Consider the following 580-nt stretch of genomic DNA (forward strand, 5'->3'; position numbering starts at 1 on the left):
GGCCGGCGACCTGGTGCAGGAGCTGCACCGTGCGTTCCGCCGCCCGCAGGTCGCCGCCGCCCAGGCCGAGATCGGCATCGACCACGCCCACCAGGGTGAGATGCGGGAAATGCCAGCCCTTGGCGACGATCTGCGTGCCGATTACCAGGTCGATCTCGCGCCGGGCGATGCGGGCCACGGCGTCGGCGGTCGCGGCCGGGCCGGGCAGGGTGTCGCTGGCCATGACCAGGATGCGGGCATCGGGGAAGGTGGCGCGCGCTTCCTCGGTGATGCGTTCGACGCCGGGGCCGATCGGGGTGAGGCTGGATTCGGCCTTGCATGAAGGGCAGGCCGGGGGCGTGGGGTCCTGATAGCCGCAATGATGGCAGGTGACGATCCGCCGCGCGCGATGTTCGACCAGCCAGGCGGTGCAGTTGGGGCATTGCAGCCGGTGGCCGCAGGTGCGGCACAGGGTCAGCGGCGCGTAGCCCCGCCGGTTGAGGAACAGCATGGCCTGTTCGCCGCGGCCCATCGTTTCATCGAGGGCGGCGGCGAGCACCGGCGAGAGGAACAGGCCGCGTTCGGGCGGGTGGGCGCGCAT

Annotated in this window: 1 protein-coding gene; it reads right to left on the reverse strand. The window is 72.1% G+C overall.

What is annotated here, in order from left to right; translation table 11 throughout:
* Window positions 1–580 (reverse strand): replication restart helicase PriA (gene priA, locus HUK84_RS22190; RefSeq protein ID WP_176642040.1); only part of this gene is annotated, 580 nt, incomplete at both ends.

The sequence above is a fragment of the Nguyenibacter vanlangensis genome, from assembly GCF_013376155.1.
GTDB lineage: Bacteria > Pseudomonadota > Alphaproteobacteria > Acetobacterales > Acetobacteraceae > Gluconacetobacter > Gluconacetobacter vanlangensis.